Here is a 17,655-nt window from a genome sequence, read left to right on the forward strand (position 1 = left end):
TCGTTCAAGGCCGAATGCGCAACCGGGTGAAGTAATGCCAAAACCATTCCAGTTCAACGCCAGCGACGTCAAAGTCGAAAAACGTGAAACCGTGTTCCAGGGCTTCTTCCGCATGGACAAACTCTGGCTGACGCATCCGCGCTTCGATGGTCGCGACATGCCCGTCTTTACCCGGGAACTGTTTATCCGGGGTGATGCCACCTGCGTACTTCCATACGACCCGGCGCGCGACGAGGTTGTACTTCTGGAGCAGTTTCGTCTGGGTGCGCTCGGCCGTAATCAGTCCCCCTGGTTACTGGAGCTTGTTGCTGGTATGAATGAGGATGGTGAGAGCCCGGAAGAGGTGGCTCAGCGAGAAGGTCAGGAAGAGGCTGGGCTGAGTTTCAGTCGCCTGGACAAAATCTGCGATTATCTGGTGTCCCCCGGCGGCACCACGGAAATGATTCACCTCTATTGTGGTCAGATCAGCAGCGCCGAGGCCGGTGGTGTTTTTGGCATGGAGCATGAGCATGAGGACATTCTCAGCCACGTGGTTTCGGCTGATGAATGCTTCGCCATGATTGCCGATGGCCGCATCAATAACGCCGCCGCGATTATTGCCATCCAGTGGCTGCAACTGAACAGGGAGCGGTTGCGGCGGGAGTGGCAAGCATGACGGAGTGGGTAAAGCGGCCCAAGCAGTATGTGCCGGATCTGCGCCAGTTGGGAGCACTCTGCGACGGCAACTATCAGCGCCTGCGCAAGCTGCGCCAGCTTGAGGCTGACGGCAAGCCCGTATGCGAGTTCGAACTGCACCGGGAGAACCAGTACCTGGGCAGAGTGCGGATTGAAGTGCTGCAGACGGCCAGATTCACCGAAACCCTGTTGCTGGAACAAGTCCACAACATTGGTCGGTGGCTGAACAACCCCCGGATGACCGTTCGTGTTTATCACGATGCCTTGATGGCCGAAGTAATCAGCTGCTACCGGCAGCGACAGATTGCGCCCGTGAATGACTATCCCAACCGGTTCATGCACCACCCGGATGAAAAGGTTCAGGTGAATGGCTTCCTTGCCGATTGGCTGGACTACTGCCTGCGCTTCGGGCATCTGCCGATGGAGCATGCAGCCTGGTCGGCGGGCGAAGGCATCGATTGAAAGACATCATCTCTGCACGGTTTCTCAGTTCGCCGAAAGTCTATAAAGTCGGTTGTCGGACCTGTGGCAGAGTTGTCAAATACTGCAAAATCTAGCGTGCCGCTGGTCAGAATGTGATCCACCTTCCATTCGTGAACAATCAATCTGAACTCAGCCATCGTACACTTGTCTGGATTATCAACTGCTTGCAGAAAACAGAACAGGCCTGGCATGACCAAACCCACAACGGCGCGCCCACTCAATGTGTTGCAGCTTACCGATCCGCACCTGATGGCGTCTGCGGATGGCGCCTTGCTGGGAGTCAACACCCGTGACAGCCTGGCGGCGGTGATTGGCGAAGTGCTTCGCAATCACGGCCAGCCCGACCTGATTCTTGCCACCGGAGACCTCACCCAGGATTCATCGCCGGAGGCCTACCGGTATTTCGGTGAACAACTGCAGGCGTTTGATTGCCCCTCGCTCTGGATTGCTGGTAATCACGACGATTCTGCGCTGTTGTCTGCGATTGCGGCGGAGACCGGCTCTGATCAGAAACAATGGATACAGGGCGGCTGGCAGTTTGTCATGCTGGATTCCTCGGTACACGGCAAAGTGTTTGGTGAGCTTTCGGCCGATGAATTGAGTTTTCTCGATCGGGCTCTGTCCGAACGGCCAGAGCTGCCTGCTATGGTTTGCCTGCATCACCACCCGGTGGATATCGGCTCAGACTGGATGGAAAAAATCGGGCTCAAAAACCGGGACGCCTTCTGGCAAGTGATTGACCGGCATCCGCAGGTTCGTGTGGTGCTATGGGGTCATATTCATCAAGAGCTTGAACAGCAGCGCAATGGTGCATGTCTGCTGGCTACACCCTCCACCTGCATCCAGTTTGCCACAGGATCCAGCGACTTTGCCGTGGAGCCTTTGGCCCCCGGCTATCGCTGGCTGGAACTTGACCCCTCGGGATGCTTCAAAACGGAAGTCCGCCGGGCGGCCAGTTTCGAGTTTGACCTGGATGAGAAGAGTACCGGGTATTGATTCGGGCCTGGCTGAAGGCAGATCACGGTTTACGTTGACGGCTTTGATAATATGACAAGCCTGTGAAGGGGATTTCACAGGGAAGATCAGCACTCGTCAACGGATGACACGGAATGAAAATCATACAACCTCAGGATCTGCGGGCTGCGGATCTGCCAGGGCTGGAATCGCCCTTTTTTGCCTTGGAAAAAGCCCGGCGCTTTATTCAGAACAACCCCAACATAAATCTGGAGCGCCTCCTTGGACAGCCGGCAACTTACGGTCTGGGAGCGCGGGCGTTCAATCTACAGCGCAATACCCATATTGAAAATGTCCTCCGGGAAATACGGGATGGGCGACTTCTTCTGGTTTTTGACAGTATTGATGGCGAGCCATCCTCACCCGTCGTGCGTTGGCGTGAGGAGGTGGGAGGCGAGGGCCGTTGGCAGGTGACAGACGCCGGAGTTGATCATGAGATCATCGCCGGAGTAAACGCTCTGAATCAGCACGGTATTACCCCGGGAGATTTGCGGGTTCAGGGCAGTCTGGGCGTGGGAAGTCTGCCTTCAGGCGATTTCGCGATGGAGTATCGCCTTAAACAGCGCGAGCAGGCTTCGCGGCAAGACGTTCAATCCGGCGGCTCACCCAGCTCATTCTCGAAAAACGTTTTGCCTGTCTCTCCACTGACCAAGACGACCGAATCTTCCACCACCGAAGCACCTCCGGAGGTCCATCTCGAAATCGGCATCTTCACTGATGGCACCCTCAACAATGCTGAAAATTCCAGGGAACTGGAAGAGCGAGTGGCGACCGAATGCGTTGAGGCTTTTGAGCGCGGCGAGATGTCACTGGAGGAATGTGAGTATCGATTGTCTCTGGCATTGGGTGGGAGTTATGGCAATGCGCCGAGTAATGTGGCGAAGCTGGCTCGTCATTATATTGAGTCCAGTGAAGAGTCGAATGGTCGAGCTATACATCGTCTGTTGATTTATGCGCCTGGTATTGGCACCAAAACTGGCGAAGGTGATTCGCTGGTTGGATCTGTTTCTGGAATGGGGGAAACAGGAATTGTTAGTCAGGTGAGAAATGCGTTTTTTCGAGTTGTTCGGCGAATTTATGGTTTGGGATTGTCGAGCAATATTAGAACGCTAACGGTAGATTTATTCGGATTCAGTCGTGGAGCAGCCTCGGCTCGCCTGGCTGCCCACGAAATACTCGAAGGACCAACTGGTGCACTGGGGCGGATGTTTCAGTCATTTGACATGGAATGGCCAGGTAAGGTTGCTGTCCGCTTTGTGGGGGTATTCGACACTGTGGCTGCGGTAATTAATCCGCTCGCCATTGATTTATCGCCGTCGAATGAGCGTAATGCACCTGTTACTGTCTATCTCGATCCCAAAAAGGTAGAGGCCGCAGCGCATTTAATTGCAGCTGACGAACATCGGGAAAATTTCTCCCTCAACAGCTTACGGAATTCTGATGGCAGTCTCCCTGAAAACTTCCGGGAAATCTCATTGCCGGGGGTGCATTCCGATATCGGTGGTGGTTACTCGGATAATCAACGCGAGGATGTTCTGGTAACTCCTTACTATGTGATTCCGACACATCGTCATCGTTGGCCAGAGCAGACGATGGAATGGGATAACCTGAATAACTTGAAACTCAAATTTGAATCGGAAGGCTGGATCGGGGAATACAGTATGCCTGTTCAATCATCTGAAGAACCGGATCCAGCACCCAGTCAGCTCGGTCCGCTGGGAGATGCTTATTATCAAGTGCATAAGAAAGTATCCGCTCACCCGGCGCCAGATGGACGGGTAGAGCTGGCGTTGCGGATGGTGCGGCAGGTTAGGGGAGAGTACTCCAGAATAGCTTTCAAAGTTATGTGGGAATTGGCCAGCCAGGCTGGAGTGCCGCTACGAGATATTCGTGCAGACGAAGAAACGCGTATACCTGATGACTTGATGCAAGTTTCCGAGGACATTCTTCATCAAGTTATTTCTGGTTGTGATTCTCCCTCGTTGACCTTGGGTCAACAGGCATTGATTAGGCAGCGCTATGTTCACTATTCGGCAAACTATAACGCGTTAAGGTTTATGATCGGTGAAACCGTTACGAACATTCGTTTCGGACGAAACTTTAGTCCTAATGCTCCTGCTTCGTCAGGAGAGCGCGCCATTCATGCCAACCGATAAGGTGCCGTTATGTATTCTCTTCGAAGGCTTTTGATGATTGTCAGCGTTGGCTTGCTTATCACTGGCTGCTCCACATCGAAGAAAGGTGATATTCCCTGGTATATTGGTGTAGCTGCTCCCCAGCACTATGAGATGTGGGTGATGAACATGCACCTCGAGAGGTCGGGTGAGCGCAGCTGGCGCGTGCCTATAGGCACTGTTTCATGTTGTTGGACGGGCAAGTATGGTCCACGAGGTGGTGGCGGTGAAATGGATCCGTTTCCCAACTTGATTGCGCTTCACTGGTTCTCGTATGCCGAGCAGAAGTTTTACTCAACGTTGATCAGGGTTCCTGACGATCTGGAAGCCAGAATGAGTGTGCCCGCCCTTACCACGACTCCTAGTGGCAAAGAACGTTATATGCCCCGCCATAGCCTGGTACTTGGCCTGGCCCCCGGCGGCCAGGTCGTAATGTGGATGATGAGCCAGCGAAGTAACGCGGTGGAGGTGATGCGAGTATCTGCTACTGAGGTTGAGGGCGACCCCGCCGATTTTGCCAGTGCCACAGCGTCTTATCTGGAGGAGCATGGCGATTACCTGGAAGAGCACGGCTTGCAGCTCGACAAGTGGTAGCCGCACCGATCAATCTGCGGGTGCCTTTTTTTGAGCGCACCCACAGATTGCAGGTTTGTGCATCCTAGCTTCTCAGTTCCCGTGCGGCCGCTACCATGGTTTCCAGTGCCGGCGTCACTTCTTCCCATTTCCGCGTTTTCAGGCCGCAGTCCGGGTTAATCCACAGCCGTTCTGCGGGGATACGTTCAGCCGCCAGAGTCATCAGGTTGATGATGTGTTCCTTGTCAGGAATGTTGGGCGAATGGATGTCGTATACGCCCGGACCAATGTCGTTGGGGTATTCAAAGCTCCGGAACGCATCCAGCAGTTCCATGTCTGACCGAGAGGTCTCGATGGTGATGACATCGGCATCCATACGGGCAATGGCTTCGATGATGTCGTTGAATTCCGAGTAGCACATATGGGTATGGATCTGGGTGCTGTCATCTACGCCGTTGGCGGCGATGCGGAAGCTGTTGATTGCCCACTCCAGATACGTTGCCCAGTCCGACTTTCTCAGCGGCAGACCTTCGCGCAGAGCGGCTTCGTCGATCTGGATGATGTTCACGCCGGCTTGTTCCAGATCCTGAACCTCCTCGCGAATTGCCAGGGCCAGTTGCAGGCAGGAATCCTTGCGAGGCTGATCATCCCGCACGAAAGACCAGTTCAGAATCGTCACCGGGCCGGTCAGCATCCCTTTCACTGGTTTGTCCGTCAGCGACTGGGCATAGCGGATCCATTCCACGGTCATGGCCTGGGGTCGGCGGATATCGCCAAACAGAATCGGAGGTTTCACGCAGCGCGAACCGTAAGACTGAACCCAGCCGAAGCGCGTGAAGGCATAGCCGTCCAGTTGCTCGCCAAAGTATTCCACCATGTCATTACGTTCGGGTTCGCCGTGTACCAGGACATCCAGTCCGAGCTTTTCCTGCTCTTCCACGCAACGAACGATTTCTGCTCGCATTTGTTCGATGTAAGCCTTTTCGCTCAGCTCGCCCTTACGGAATTGCAGTCGCGCCTGTCGAATCTCGCGGGTTTGCGGGAAAGATCCGATGGTCGTGGTCGGGAAGGCGGGCAGGTTTAGTCTCTCCCGCTGGCGGACGATCCGCTGAGGGTAGGGACTCTGGCGATTGCCAAGCTCAGACGTGGCGGCGGCAACGGCCTTTCGAACCTCCGGATTGGTCACGCGATGGGAGCTGCGGCGGCTATCGATGGCCAATTGATTGTCTGCCAGCTCGGCGCGCACGCTGCTGCGGCCCTCGTTCAGTGCTCTGGCGAGAATCTTCAGTTCGTCGAGTTTCTGAACCGCAAACGCCAGCCAGTTGCGAATGTCGCGATCTAGTTCCTGTTCCCGGGAGAGATCGACAGGGACATGCAGAAGCGAGCAGGTTGGTGCCAGCCACAAACGTTGCCCCAGTTTTTCGTTCAGGGGTTCCAACCAGCCCAGAGTGCTGTTCAGATCCGATTTCCAGATGTTGCGACCGTTGACCACCCCGAGAGAAAGCACCTTGTGGCTCGGCAGCCAGTCTGCCACGCGACTGACCTCGGCCGGCGCGCTGATGGCATCAACGTGCAGGCCTGCAACGGGCAATTCGCACGCCAGTTGAAGATTGTCCCTGAGCTCGCCGAAATAGGTGGCCAATAGCAGTTTCGGGCGGTTCGTTTTGAGCTGGTGGTAAGCCAGATTAAAGGCATAACGCCAGTTGGCGTCCAGGTCCGTGACCAGGGCAGGTTCGTCAATCTGAACCCATTCCGCGCCGGCATCCGCCAGGGCTTCCAGGAGTTGGGAGTACACCGGTAGCAGGCGCTCCAGCAAATCCAGAGGATTGCTTCCATCCGAGGTTTTTCCCAGCCAGAGATAGGTCACCGGGCCAATAATCACGGGTTTTGCGTTGAGTCCCTGCTTCCGTGCTTCGGACAGTTGTGTTAACAGTCGTTCCGGATTGAGTTCAAAGTGAGTGTCAGCTGTCAGCTCCGGCACAATATAGTGGTAGTTGGTGTCAAACCACTTGGTCATCTCGCCAGCGGCAGTGGCGCAGCAGGGGCTATCATTGGCACCCCGGCCACGTGCGGCACGGAAGTAAGCGTCCAGCTCCGAGCCTTCTTTGCTGGCGGCCCGGATGGGGAGGTTTCCCAGAGTGACGGACATATCCAGCACCTGGTCATAAAGGGAAAAATCGCCTACCGGCACGTAATCGAGCCCGGCCTGTTGCTGCCAGTGACGCCGGCGCAGATCGGCTGCCGTGATGGCCAGTTCCTGTTCGGTTTGCCGGCCGCCCCAATAGTCTTCCAGCGCGAATTTCAGCTCACGCTGGCCACCGATACGGGGGAAGCCGAGGTTATGTGTGGTTGCCATGATTGAGTCCTTGAATCCTGTGTGTTGAGTCAGGTCTCAAGGTTAGGTGGGCTTTTGCATGAATAAAAATGGTATTATTTCACTAAATCATGAAAAACGTTCACGGAAAGGTTATGGTCGAGCGGCATCATCTGGAAATCTTGCGAGCGGTGGAGCGCCAGGGTTCACTGACGGCTGCGGCGGAACAGCTACACCTCACCCAGTCGGCGTTGTCCCACGCTATTCGTAAACTGGAGCAACAACTGGGCACTTCGGTCTGGCTCCGAGAGGGGCGTCAGTTGCGTTTGACTCAGGCTGGTCATCAACTGCTGGCATTGGCCAATCGTTTGCTGCCGCAGTTTGAACACGCTGAGATGCAGATTCACCAGATTGCCCAAGGGCAGCGCGGCAGCTTGCGAGTTGGCATGGAGTGTCACCCCTGCTATCAATGGCTTCTGAAAGTAGTAGGCCCTTACTTGCAGCAGTGGCCGGATGTCGATGTGGATGTGAAACAGGAGTTCCAGTTCGGCGGTATGGGCGCGTTGTTTGGTCATGATATCGACTTGCTGGTTACCCCGGACCCGTTGCATAAGCCCGGTGTACGTTTTGAGCCCGTGTTCGATTATGAACAGGTGTTGGTGGTGTCGGAAGATCATTCGCTTGCCGATGAAAAATGGGTAGAGCCGCATCAACTCGAAAAAGAAACGCTGATTACTTATCCGGTGGCAGTAGAGCGTCTGGACATCTTCACGCGGTTTTTTCTGCCGGCGCATACCGCACCGGCACGCCATAAGACCATTGAGACCACCGATATCATGTTGCAGATGGTTGCTGCAGGGCGAGGGGTGAGTGCGTTACCACGCTGGCTGGTGGATGACTATGCCCGGAACATGCCCATCAGAGCCCTGAAACTCGGTCAACAAGGTATGCCCAAACAGATTTTTCTGGGTTTCCGGGAGCGTGACGAGGCGGTGGATTATCTGAACGCGTTCGTGAAGCTGGCCCGCAGCATTCGCTGGAACTAATCTCTTCGGTTAAACTGCGCGGAAAATTATCACAGGACACACAAATCATGAGTGAAATCCCTTCTGATCTGAAGTACATCGAAACTCACCAGTGGGTGCGCGTTGACGCTGACGGCACCGCCACCGTGGGCATCACCGATTTTGCCCAGGAGCAGCTGGGAGATGTGGTCTACATCGGTGTGCCGGAAACGGGCGCAACGGTAAACGGCGGCGAAGAAGCCGGAGTGGCAGAATCCGTGAAATCCGCCTCAGACGTATTCAGTCCGGTAACCGGCGAGGTCATCGAGATCAACGAAAAGCTCGAAGACGAACCGGAAATCGTTAACGAAGACCCCTACGGCGATGGCTGGATGTTCAAGGTGAAGCTGGCCGACGAAGGCGAGCTGGAAGGCCTCATGGATGCGGCTGCCTACGCTGAACACGTGGCTGCTGAGGAATAGTTGTTGATGGAATTCCCCGTTCTCTATCTGCGCAAAGGCGCAGAACGTCGTCTCCGGGCCGGTCATTTGTGGGTGTACAGCAACGAGGTGGATACCCGCCGCAGCCCGCTAACGGAGTTTCAGCCCGGCGCGCAGGTGCAGGTTCGGGCATCGAACGACAAACCGATGGGGGTGGCGTTTGTGAACCCCCATGCCCTGATCTGCGGTCGTTTGATCAGTCGTGATGCTGCTCACGGCATGACGTCCAAGCGGCTGACTGATCGCATGGAGGCGGCACTGAGTCTGCGGGAGCGATTGTTTGATAAACCCTTTTATCGCTGGGTATTCGGCGACAGCGATGGTCTCTCTGGCCTGGTAGTAGACCGGTTCGATGATGTCGTCGTAGTGCAGATCTCCACCGCCGGCATGGAGCAGATGAAGGAGGCTATTGTCCGTGCCGTCCAGCGCCTGGCTCATGCCCGCATCATAGTGCTGAAGAACGATGGAAAAATGCGCAAGGTTGAAGGGCTGGATACTTACGTGGAATTTGCCCACGGTCCGGAAGCCGACACTGTGCTGGTGGAAGAAAACGGCGCCCGCTTTGAAGTGCCCCTGGCGGGCGGCCAGAAAACCGGCTGGTTCTACGACCACCGCATGAATCGACAGCGCCTGCAAGCCTACGCGCCCGGAAAAAAGGTTCTTGATGTGTTCAGTTACGTGGGCGGTTGGGGCGTTCAGGCCGCTTGTGCCGGCGCATCCCAGGTGACCTGCGTGGATGCATCCTCAGCCGCTGTAGATGCGGTACACCACAACGCCAAACTGAATGGGCTGGAGAACGTGGATACCATTGAAGGCGATGCCTTTGATGCCCTGAAAGCCCTGGCGGACGAAAAGGAAAAATTCGACATCGTGGTGCTGGACCCTCCTGCCTTGATCCCGCGCCGCCGGGACCAGAAAGCCGGTGAGCAGGCCTATGCCCGGTTGAATCAATTGGGGCTCCGGCTGCTGGAACGCGACGGACTACTGGTGTCGGCCTCCTGTTCCATGCACCTTTCCCAGGAAAAGCTGATCGATATTATTCGTAGCAGCGGCCGCAAGATCGACCGGTTTGTGCAGTTGCTGGAACAGGGTCACCAGGCGCCGGATCATCCGATCGTACCGGGCATTCCGGAGACGGACTATATCAAGTCCTGCTTTGTGCGTTCCCTGACTGGGTTTTTGTGATCTGCGGGCGTTACGCCCGCAGCGAAATCACCGCCCAGCCATTCTCAATTGCCGTTTTCTCCAGGGTAGGGTCCGGATCCACCGCCACGGGATTGTCCACCTTCCGCAACAGCGGCAGATCATTGTGGGAATCGCTGTAGAACCAGGCGCCCTCAAGGCTCTCGCCGTGGGCAGTCAGCCAGTCATTCAGCCGCTCCACCTTGCCCTCCTGAAAACTCGGTGTGCCCGCCACTTCGCCGGTAAACTTCCCGTTCACCAGCTCAGGCTCTGTGGCAATCAAGTGATCCACGCCCAGCAATTCCGCGATGGGCTCCGTAATAAAACGGTTGGTCGCGGTAATAATCATCAGCGTGTGACCCTGCTCACGATGGTCTGCGAGTAACTTCACCGCCTTGTCCTGCATCATCGGCTGCACCTTCTTGGCCATAAAAGTCGCCCGCCAGTCCTCGAGCTCATCCATGTTGTGGCGAGTGAGCGGCGCCAGCACAAAGCGCTGGTAATGGAAAACATCCAGCTCTCCATTCAGGTATTCCTGATAGAAGCGGTCGTTGGCCCGCTTGTACTCCTCCGCATCCACCATGCCCTCTTCCACCAGGAATTCGCCCCAGGCGTGGTCGCTGTCCCCGGCCAGCAAAGTGTTATCCAGATCAAAAATCGCGAGCGTCAAGCCTTCCCCTCCCATCCGTACAGGCCTTATGGCAAAGGCGACAGTCTACCACGGCACGCCAGTAACGTGCCGCCAACAGCTCCGTTTGCCGAAGTCTTGGGTTTCTGTAAGAATGAGAGCAACTTGGACAATTTTCGCCGGTTAAAAAATAACCGGCAGCCGACTACTACGAGGACTGTGCCGTGATCGACTCAGACGGTTTCAGACCCAACGTCGGAATCATTCTGGCCAACCACAGGGGAGAAGTTCTCTGGGCAAGGCGAATAGGGCAGGACTCCTGGCAGTTTCCTCAGGGCGGTATCAAGCACAACGAAACCCCCGAGGATGCACTCTACCGGGAGCTTGGAGAGGAAATCGGCCTGTGTGCCAGCGATGTGGAAATCATCAGCTGCACCCGGGGCTGGCTGCGTTACCGGCTTCCGAGGAGGATGGTACGCCATAACTCGCACCCCGTATGCGTGGGGCAAAAACAGAAATGGTTCCTGCTGAGGATGTTATCGCCAGATGCGCATGTACGCGTGGATGGCACGGATTCACCGGAATTCGACGGCTGGCAGTGGGTGAGCTACTGGTATCCGTTGGGGCAGGTGGTTTCATTTAAACGAGAAGTATACAGACGCGCGTTGAGGGAACTGGCCCCCAGACTGTTTCATAACATGGAGCAGTGGCACCGGGCCGAGAACCCACGGCGTATGAAGGAACATCAGAAATGACGGACTGACTCCATGCTGAGCATCCTGCGAAGTCTAGTACAAGAGGTAAACAGCGCCCGCGATCTCCAGGAGGCGTTGGAAATCATTGTATCGCGGGTGCAAAAGGCCATGGGCACAGAGGTCTGCTCGGTTTATCTGCTGGATCCCGCCTCCAATCGCTACATCCTGATGGCCACCGAAGGCCTTTACAAAGACTCCGTGGGTCAGGTCAGCCTGGCCTACTCCGAGGGTCTGGTGGGGCTTGTCGGTTCCCGTGAGGAACCCATCAATCTTGAAGATGCGCCATCCCACCCGCGCTACCGTTACTTCCCGGAAACCGGTGAGGAGCGCTTCCGCTCGTTTCTGGGTGTGCCGATTATCCACCATCGCCGGGTACTGGGCGTGCTGGTGGTGCAGCAGCGGGAAAGCTCCCGTTGCTTCGATGAAGGTGAAGAAGCATTCCTGGTTACTGTTTCGGCGCAATTGGCGGGGGTGATTGCCCACAGTGAGGCCACAGGTGCCATCAGTGGTTTGTCGCTGACGGGTGAGGAAGCCCGCGATGTCAGTTTCAGCGGCGTTCCCGGAGCGCCGGGTGTCGCCATTGGAACGGGCGTGGTGGTTTATCCTGCCGCCGATCTGGACGTGGTTCCGGAAAAGCCGACCGAAGACATCGATCAGGAGCTGGAACTCTTTCGTTCAGCTGTTTCGGCGGTGCGGGAAGATATCGAGCGCGTTGCCAACCGCCTTGCTTCCCAGCTCCGGCCGGAAGAGCAGGCGTTGTTCGATGTTTACCTGCGGATGCTGGGAGATGAGGCGCTACCGGGTGAGGTGGCGAATCGAATCCGGGAAGGCATCTGGGCTCAGGGCGCCTTGAAACAGGTGGTTCAGCAGTATGTGCGTCATTTTGAGATGATGGACGACCTGTACCTGCAAGAGCGCGCAGTCGACATCCGTGATCTGGGCCGCCGGCTACTCTCGCACCTGCAGGAAGGTGAGCAGAAGCATCTCGAATATCCCGAGCGCACAGTGCTGGTGAGTGAAGAGCTGACGCCGGCTATGCTTGGTGAAGTGCCCAAAGGGCAGCTGGTCGGGCTTGTCTCGGTTAAGGGTTCGAGCAACTCCCACGTCGCCATTCTGGCCCGGGCCATGGGTGTACCCACGGTGATGGGACTGGTGGACATTCCGGTAAACCAGCTCGAAGGCCGGGAACTGGTTGTTGACGGTTTTGAGGGACAGATATTTGCTTCTCCCTCGGCGGATCTTCGGGCCTTTTTCCAAGCCATCTGCGACGAAGAGGACGAGCTGGTTCGGGGCCTTGAAGCACTGCGCGACAAGCCTTGCGAGACCACCGATGGCCACCGGGTCTCCCTGCTGGTAAACACCGGTTTGATGACCGACGTGGTGCGCTCTCTTTCCCATGGTGCCGAAGGTATCGGCCTGTACCGCACCGAAGTGCCGTTCATGATCAAGGACCGCTTCCCGTCGGAGCAGGAGCAGCGGGAATACTACCGGGAACAGCTGGAGGCCTTTGCCCCCAACCCGGTGACCATGCGAACCCTCGATATTGGCGGTGACAAGGCACTCACCTATTTCCCTATTCAGGAAGAAAACCCGTTCCTGGGCTGGCGCGGTATCCGGGTAACGCTGGACCACCCCGAGATCTTCCTGGTTCAGGTGCGGGCCATGCTCAAGGCCAGTGAGGGCCTGAACAATCTGCAGATCATGTTGCCGATGATCAGCAATATTTCTGAGGTGGAGGAGTCCCTGCACCTGATCTATCGGGTCTATCACGAAGTCCGTGAAGAAGGTTACGACATCCACATGCCCAAGGTGGGTGTGATGGTGGAAATCCCGGCGGCGGTGTACCAGATTCGTGAGCTGGCTGAGCGGGTGGACTTCCTGTCGGTGGGCTCCAACGATCTGACCCAATACCTGCTGGCAGTAGATCGAAACAACCCGCGGGTGGCGCAGCTCTATCACTCCTATCATCCTGCCGTTCTTCAGGCACTGGTGCGGGTGGCTCAGGATGCCCATTCGGTGGGCAAGCCGGTGGGTATCTGTGGCGAACTGGCGGGTGATCCGGGCGGCGCTCTGTTGTTGATGGCCATGGGGTATGACTCCTTGTCGATGAACGCAGCCAGTCTGCCGAAAGTAAAGTCCGTGATCCGCAGCGTGGGGCGGGAGTGGGCCATTCAGCTATTGGAAGATGTACTGTTGCTGGATTCGCCCCACGTCATCAAGAGTTGTGTTGATCTGGCGCTGCGTAATGCCGGATTTGGTCGCTATTTGCGGCCTGCCCGCACTTCGTCAGCAGCGCTGGCGGAACAGGCCGTTTCCTGAGCATTGTGAGGGTTATAGTGTGCGCACTCTAAATTCCCTTGTTAGGTTGTTGGATAACTGAAATCCTGCAGCAGTATCCGATAAGGACAGTCAATGAAGACAGCGACCGAGCTCAAGCCAGCACCGAGAATTGGCCTCGCCCTTGGCGGCGGCGGGCCTCTGGGTGGTATTTACGAGATCGGTGCCCTGCGGGCTCTGGACGAAGCCCTGGATGGTCTGGATTTCAATAATATCGATGTCTATGTCGGCGTAAATGCCGGCTCTTTTGTGGCTGCCAATCTGGCAAACCAGATGACCACAGCCCAGCTTTGCCGCATCTTTGTAAGGAACGAAGCTGAGGTTCACCCGTTTCACCCTGAGGTTTTCTATCGTCCGGCTTTGCGTGAGATCGGGCGCCGGCTGCTCGCCGTTCCGGGCTTGCTTTCAACGGCGGTCAGCCGGTTTGTGAACAACCCTTACGACCAGAGCCTGCTGGAAGCCATGACCATTCTGGCCCAGGCGGCACCGGCCGGACTTTTCGATAACGAGGGGTTGCACGAGTACCTGAAGCGCGCCTTCACCATGCTTGGCCGCACGAATGATTTTCGTCAGCTCAAGCGCAGTCTGTATGTGGTTGCTGCAGACGTGGAGAGCACGGAAGCGGTCTGCTTTGGTGCGCCCGGGTACGATCATGTCCCCATATCCCGGGCGGTTCAAGCCAGTACTTCATCTCCGGGGCTGTACGTGCCGGTCGAGATTGATGGTCGTTTTTACGTGGACGGTACGCTGCGAAAGGGGTTGCATGCCTCGGTCGCTTTTGAAGATGGCGCGGATCTGGTGTTGGCGGTCAATCCCCAGGTGCCCATCGATGCCAGTGCTGCGGTGCGCGCGGGGACCATGAAGCCGGGAGAGCTCACCCGTTCCGGAATGCCGAATCTGTTGTCCCAGATGTTCCGGACCATGGTTTATTCCCGTATGCAGTCGGGTATTGCTCAATATACCCGTGATTATCCGGATAAGGACATACTGCTGTTTGAACCTACCCGGGATGATGCCAAGCTGTTTTTCTCAAATGTGTTCAGCTTCCAGAGTCGCCGGATGGTGTGTGAGCACGCCTATCAGATGACCCGCCGAGATCTGCTCCGGCGGGCAGATGAATTGGAGCCCAAACTGCGCAAGTACGGCATTACGCTGCGCCGGGATCGTCTTGAGGATGAGCAGAGAACCATCAGTACCAGCCTGTATGGTGAAATGCTGCCCCTGTATGTGGCCAAAGGTCGCAAGAAGCAGGGCGAGAAGAACCGGATTGCGAGCGGCTTCAGTACCGTCACGCACCTGTTCTCAAAGGCAGAATAAGTACTGATGTTGCCGATACGGGCATGAAAAAGCCGGAGAGGTCATCCCCTCCGGCTTTTTTGTTGGCATTTCAGGAAACCGCGAATCAGAGAATGTAGCGGCTCAGGTCTTCGTCTTCAGACAGCTCGCCGAGCTTCTCGTCAACGTAGTCCGCGGTCACCTCAAAGGTATCGGTGACCTGGTCGCCAGCGTCGTAGGACAGACTTTCCAGCAAGCGCTCAAGCACGGTATGCAGGCGGCGCGCACCGATATTCTCGGTGGTTTCGTTCACCTTGTAAGCCACTTCCGCAATGCGGGCGATGGCATCGTCGGCGAAGGTCAGTTTCACACCTTCGGTGCCCATCAGCGCTTCATACTGCTGTACCAGCGAGGCATCCGGTTCGGTCAGAATGCGCTTGAAGTCGTCCGGCGTCAGCGCCTGCAGCTCCACGCGAATCGGCAGGCGGCCCTGCAGTTCCGGAATCAGGTCAGAAGGCTTGGACAGGTGGAAGGCGCCAGAGGCAATAAACAGAATGTGGTCGGTCCGAATGGAACCGTATTTGGTGCTTACGGTGCTGCCTTCAATCAGAGGCAACAGGTCGCGCTGAACGCCTTCCCGGGACACATCCGAGGAGGTGTTTTCCGAGCGTTTGGCAACCTTGTCGATCTCATCGATAAAGACAATCCCGTTCTGCTCAACCGCCTGAATGGCCTTCTGCTTGATCTCTTCCTCATTCACCAGCTTGGCGGCTTCTTCGTCCTTCACCCGCTTCATGGCATCCGCCACTTTCATCTTGCGGGTTTTGCGCTTGTCCGAAGACAGGTTGGAGAACATGCTCTGCAACTGGGAGGTCATCTCTTCCATACCCGGAGGTGCCATGATCTCCACGCCGGCTCCACTGCTGCGCAAATCGATCTCGATTTCCTTGTCGTCCAGCTCGCCTTCCCTCAATTTCTTGCGGAACAGCTGTCGGGTCGAGGAGTCCGCATTGGTGCGCTGGCTGTCTTCGTTAAAATCCCTGGGGGGCGGCAGCAGGGCATCCAGAATGCGGTCTTCGGCGGCATCCAGTGCACGGTGTTCATGCCGCTTCATTTCCTGTTCGCGCAGCATTTTAACCGCCATGTCGGCCAGGTCGCGGATGATGGACTCAACATCCCGGCCTACATAGCCCACTTCGGTGAATTTGGTGGCTTCCACTTTCAGGAAGGGGGCATCCGCCAGTTTGGCCAGCCGGCGGGCGATTTCCGTTTTGCCGACACCGGTGGGGCCGATCATCAGGATATTTTTCGGGGTGATTTCATCCCGCAGGCTGCTGTCCAGTTGCATGCGGCGCCAGCGGTTACGCAGGGCAATGGCGACGGCGCGTTTGGCTTCTTCCTGGCCCACGATGTGTTTGTTCAGTTCGTGGACAATCTCTCGGGGAGTCATTGCAGACATGGTCGCTCCGGTCGTCAGTCTTTAATGGGCAGCACTTCCAGAGTGCGGTTCTGATTGGTGTAAATGCAGATGTCGCCGGCAATTTCGAGCGCCTTCTCGGCGATTTCGTGGGCGCTTAGCTCGGTGTTTTCCAGCAGCGCCCGGGCGGCGGCCTGGGCAAACGGCCCGCCGGAACCGATAGCGATCAGCCCCTGCTCCGGCTCGATTACGTCGCCGTTGCCGGTAATGATCAGAGAAGCGGTTTTGTCCGCAACGGCCAGCAGAGCTTCCAGTTTGCGCAGGGCGCGGTCTGTGCGCCAGTCTTTGGCCAGTTCTACAGCGGCACGGGTGAGGTTGCCCTGGTGCTTTTCCAACTGGGCTTCGAATCGCTCGAACAAGGTGAAGGCATCGGCGGTGCCACCGGCAAAACCAGCGATTACCTGGCCGTTGTACAGGCGGCGTACCTTTCGGGCATTGCCTTTCATAACGGTGTTGCCAAGGGATACCTGGCCATCACCGCCCATGGCGACTTCATTCTCCCGGCGTACGGAAACTATGGTGGTCATTGGGGCTCCAGTTGCCTGTTTGAATTTGTATTTTGGCTTTATGGAGGCGCGGGGCGGGATTTCAAGAGCAGGGGAGGTGGCGGAACACAGTTCAGCCTTCTTTCGGGATCTTCCGAACCAGAGGCTGGATATTGATAGTAACCAGCTTGTCGACCGCCGAGTTCATCTGGCTACGGGAGTTGAATGGCCCCACATTCACGCGGTACCACACACTTCCGTTGTCGAGATCGATGCGCTGTACATGAGCTCTGAGTCCCTGGAAGGCAATCTGCGCACGCTGTCGCTCGGCGTCTTCCTTTTTCCGGAAGGAGCCCGACTGGACGACGTAATCGAATTCCTGCATGGCCGGGCCCGGGGTATATTCTTCCACGTTGGGCGGTACTACCTCGGATTCCGGCAGCATTTCGTAGAATCGGAAGTTCTGCTCTTTCGGCCGATTGTCCTGTTTAGCCGTGGTGTTGGCGGGTTGTTTCGGCGCTACCGGGGTTTGCTCCTGAATCGGAGTTTGCCTGGCCGTCTCCGGCCCGCCGGGCAAGGTGTTCAGGTAGACGATAAAGCCGATGAAGCCACCCACGGCGGCCAGAGACAGGATGGTTTTCATAGACAAGGCGCCATGCTGTGAATGCGAGGGTGCACTCTTTTTGGGTTTGGACGGCTTGCGGGGCCTGGCCGCGGGCTTGCTGGCGGCGGCCCCTTTGCCCGCAGGGCGATCTTTCCTGGCGTAATCTCTGGCCATG

16 protein-coding genes are annotated in these 17,655 nt (G+C 56.6%); 11 read left to right on the plus strand and 5 right to left on the minus strand.

The genetic code is table 11. The features are described from left to right. Positions 1–34 precede the first annotated feature (34 nt). The 5 genes from Q669_RS09570 to Q669_RS09590 all read left to right on the plus strand — a co-directional run bounded on the left by Q669_RS09570 (position 35) and on the right by Q669_RS09590 (position 4,940). A complete protein-coding gene (locus tag Q669_RS09570; protein ID WP_011784323.1) occupies positions 35–655 on the plus strand; it encodes an NUDIX domain-containing protein in 621 nt (206 codons plus the stop codon). Further along, entirely contained in the window at positions 652–1,137 is a 486-nt protein-coding gene (locus Q669_RS09575; RefSeq protein WP_011784324.1) for a DUF1249 domain-containing protein, read from the plus strand. The genes Q669_RS09570 and Q669_RS09575 overlap by 4 nt, the downstream gene beginning before the upstream one ends. Before the next feature lie 210 nt (positions 1,138–1,347). Beyond that, on the plus strand, positions 1,348–2,154 hold the full coding sequence (cpdA, locus tag Q669_RS09580; RefSeq protein WP_022992064.1) for a 3',5'-cyclic-AMP phosphodiesterase: 807 nt from the start codon (positions 1,348–1,350) through the stop codon (positions 2,152–2,154). 113 nt (positions 2,155–2,267) lie between these two features. Continuing rightward, a complete protein-coding gene (locus Q669_RS09585; RefSeq protein WP_014420555.1) occupies positions 2,268–4,328 on the plus strand; it encodes a T6SS phospholipase effector Tle1-like catalytic domain-containing protein in 2,061 nt (686 codons plus the stop codon). A 33-nt stretch (positions 4,329–4,361) separates the two neighbouring features. Continuing rightward, a complete protein-coding gene (locus Q669_RS09590; protein ID WP_226374446.1) occupies positions 4,362–4,940 on the plus strand; it encodes a DUF2931 family protein in 579 nt (192 codons plus the stop codon). Positions 4,941–5,004: 64 nt separating this feature from the next. Here the strand turns inward: Q669_RS09590 and metE are convergent, their stop codons facing one another. Beyond that, positions 5,005–7,275: a 5-methyltetrahydropteroyltriglutamate--homocysteine S-methyltransferase gene (metE, locus tag Q669_RS09595; RefSeq protein ID WP_014420557.1), complete on the minus strand. Its 2,271-nt coding sequence runs from the start codon at positions 7,273–7,275 to the stop codon at positions 5,005–5,007. A gap of 113 nt (positions 7,276–7,388) precedes the next feature. On the opposite strand from metE, the gene Q669_RS09600 reads away from it, so the two are divergent. From Q669_RS09600 to Q669_RS09610, 3 genes are read left to right on the plus strand one after another with little or no spacing between them, the layout of a single operon-like run. After that, the gene (locus Q669_RS09600) at positions 7,389–8,279 is read left to right on the plus strand and encodes a LysR family transcriptional regulator (RefSeq protein WP_022992065.1); all 891 of its coding nucleotides are present in this window, start codon (positions 7,389–7,391) and stop codon (positions 8,277–8,279) included. Positions 8,280–8,326: 47 nt separating this feature from the next. After that, the gene (gcvH, locus tag Q669_RS09605) at positions 8,327–8,719 is read left to right on the plus strand and encodes a glycine cleavage system protein GcvH (RefSeq protein WP_022992066.1); all 393 of its coding nucleotides are present in this window, start codon (positions 8,327–8,329) and stop codon (positions 8,717–8,719) included. A gap of 6 nt (positions 8,720–8,725) precedes the next feature. Continuing rightward, positions 8,726–9,922: a class I SAM-dependent rRNA methyltransferase gene (locus tag Q669_RS09610; RefSeq protein ID WP_022992067.1), complete on the plus strand. Its 1,197-nt coding sequence runs from the start codon at positions 8,726–8,728 to the stop codon at positions 9,920–9,922. 10 nt (positions 9,923–9,932) lie between these two features. On the opposite strand, the gene Q669_RS09615 is transcribed toward Q669_RS09610, so the two are convergent. Beyond that, a complete protein-coding gene (locus Q669_RS09615; protein WP_036149342.1) occupies positions 9,933–10,589 on the minus strand; it encodes an HAD family hydrolase in 657 nt (218 codons plus the stop codon). Between the two features lie 182 nt (positions 10,590–10,771). On the opposite strand from Q669_RS09615, the gene Q669_RS09620 reads away from it, so the two are divergent. The 3 genes from Q669_RS09620 (at position 10,772) to Q669_RS09630 (ending at position 14,956) form a co-directional block, all read left to right on the plus strand. Further along, positions 10,772–11,302, plus strand: coding sequence for an RNA pyrophosphohydrolase (locus Q669_RS09620; protein ID WP_011784333.1), 531 nt, complete (start codon positions 10,772–10,774; stop codon positions 11,300–11,302). Positions 11,303–11,314: 12 nt separating this feature from the next. Continuing rightward, the gene (gene ptsP / locus Q669_RS09625; protein ID WP_022992069.1) at positions 11,315–13,621 is read left to right on the plus strand and encodes a phosphoenolpyruvate--protein phosphotransferase; all 2,307 of its coding nucleotides are present in this window, start codon (positions 11,315–11,317) and stop codon (positions 13,619–13,621) included. A gap of 93 nt (positions 13,622–13,714) precedes the next feature. Beyond that, positions 13,715–14,956, plus strand: a complete 1,242-nt coding sequence (locus Q669_RS09630; protein WP_022992070.1) for a patatin family protein — start codon at positions 13,715–13,717, stop codon at positions 14,954–14,956. 85 nt (positions 14,957–15,041) lie between these two features. Here the strand turns inward: Q669_RS09630 and hslU are convergent, their stop codons facing one another. The 3 genes from hslU to Q669_RS09645 form a co-directional block, all read right to left on the minus strand. Further along, positions 15,042–16,373: an HslU--HslV peptidase ATPase subunit gene (hslU, locus tag Q669_RS09635; RefSeq protein ID WP_011784336.1), complete on the minus strand. Its 1,332-nt coding sequence runs from the start codon at positions 16,371–16,373 to the stop codon at positions 15,042–15,044. Between the two features lie 14 nt (positions 16,374–16,387). Then, on the minus strand, positions 16,388–16,918 hold the full coding sequence (hslV, locus tag Q669_RS09640) for an ATP-dependent protease subunit HslV (RefSeq protein WP_011784337.1): 531 nt from the start codon (positions 16,916–16,918) through the stop codon (positions 16,388–16,390). A 91-nt stretch (positions 16,919–17,009) separates the two neighbouring features. Then, positions 17,010–17,654: an SPOR domain-containing protein gene (locus Q669_RS09645; protein WP_022992071.1), complete on the minus strand. Its 645-nt coding sequence runs from the start codon at positions 17,652–17,654 to the stop codon at positions 17,010–17,012. Position 17,655: the final 1 nt, after the last annotated feature.

It is taken from the genome of Marinobacter sp. C1S70 (assembly GCF_000475355.1).
GTDB classification, from domain to species: Bacteria; Pseudomonadota; Gammaproteobacteria; order Pseudomonadales; family Oleiphilaceae; genus Marinobacter; species Marinobacter nauticus.

Coding starts and splice junctions, on each gene's coding strand:
- Q669_RS09570 (WP_011784323.1), top strand. CDS start 35: ATGCCAAAACCATTCCAGTTCAACGCCAGCGACGTCAAAGTCGAAAAA.
- Q669_RS09575 (WP_011784324.1), top strand. CDS start 652: ATGACGGAGTGGGTAAAGCGGCCCAAGCAGTATGTGCCGGATCTGCGC.
- cpdA (WP_022992064.1), top strand. CDS start 1,348: ATGACCAAACCCACAACGGCGCGCCCACTCAATGTGTTGCAGCTTACC.
- Q669_RS09585 (WP_014420555.1), top strand. CDS start 2,268: ATGAAAATCATACAACCTCAGGATCTGCGGGCTGCGGATCTGCCAGGG.
- Q669_RS09590 (WP_226374446.1), top strand. CDS start 4,362: ATGATTGTCAGCGTTGGCTTGCTTATCACTGGCTGCTCCACATCGAAG.
- metE (WP_014420557.1), bottom strand. CDS start 7,275: ATGGCAACCACACATAACCTCGGCTTCCCCCGTATCGGTGGCCAGCGT.
- Q669_RS09600 (WP_022992065.1), top strand. CDS start 7,389: ATGGTCGAGCGGCATCATCTGGAAATCTTGCGAGCGGTGGAGCGCCAG.
- gcvH (WP_022992066.1), top strand. CDS start 8,327: ATGAGTGAAATCCCTTCTGATCTGAAGTACATCGAAACTCACCAGTGG.
- Q669_RS09610 (WP_022992067.1), top strand. CDS start 8,726: ATGGAATTCCCCGTTCTCTATCTGCGCAAAGGCGCAGAACGTCGTCTC.
- ptsP (WP_022992069.1), top strand. CDS start 11,315: ATGCTGAGCATCCTGCGAAGTCTAGTACAAGAGGTAAACAGCGCCCGC.
- Q669_RS09630 (WP_022992070.1), top strand. CDS start 13,715: ATGAAGACAGCGACCGAGCTCAAGCCAGCACCGAGAATTGGCCTCGCC.
- hslU (WP_011784336.1), bottom strand. CDS start 16,373: ATGTCTGCAATGACTCCCCGAGAGATTGTCCACGAACTGAACAAACAC.
- hslV (WP_011784337.1), bottom strand. CDS start 16,918: ATGACCACCATAGTTTCCGTACGCCGGGAGAATGAAGTCGCCATGGGC.
- Q669_RS09645 (WP_022992071.1), bottom strand. CDS start 17,654: ATGGCCAGAGATTACGCCAGGAAAGATCGCCCTGCGGGCAAAGGGGCC.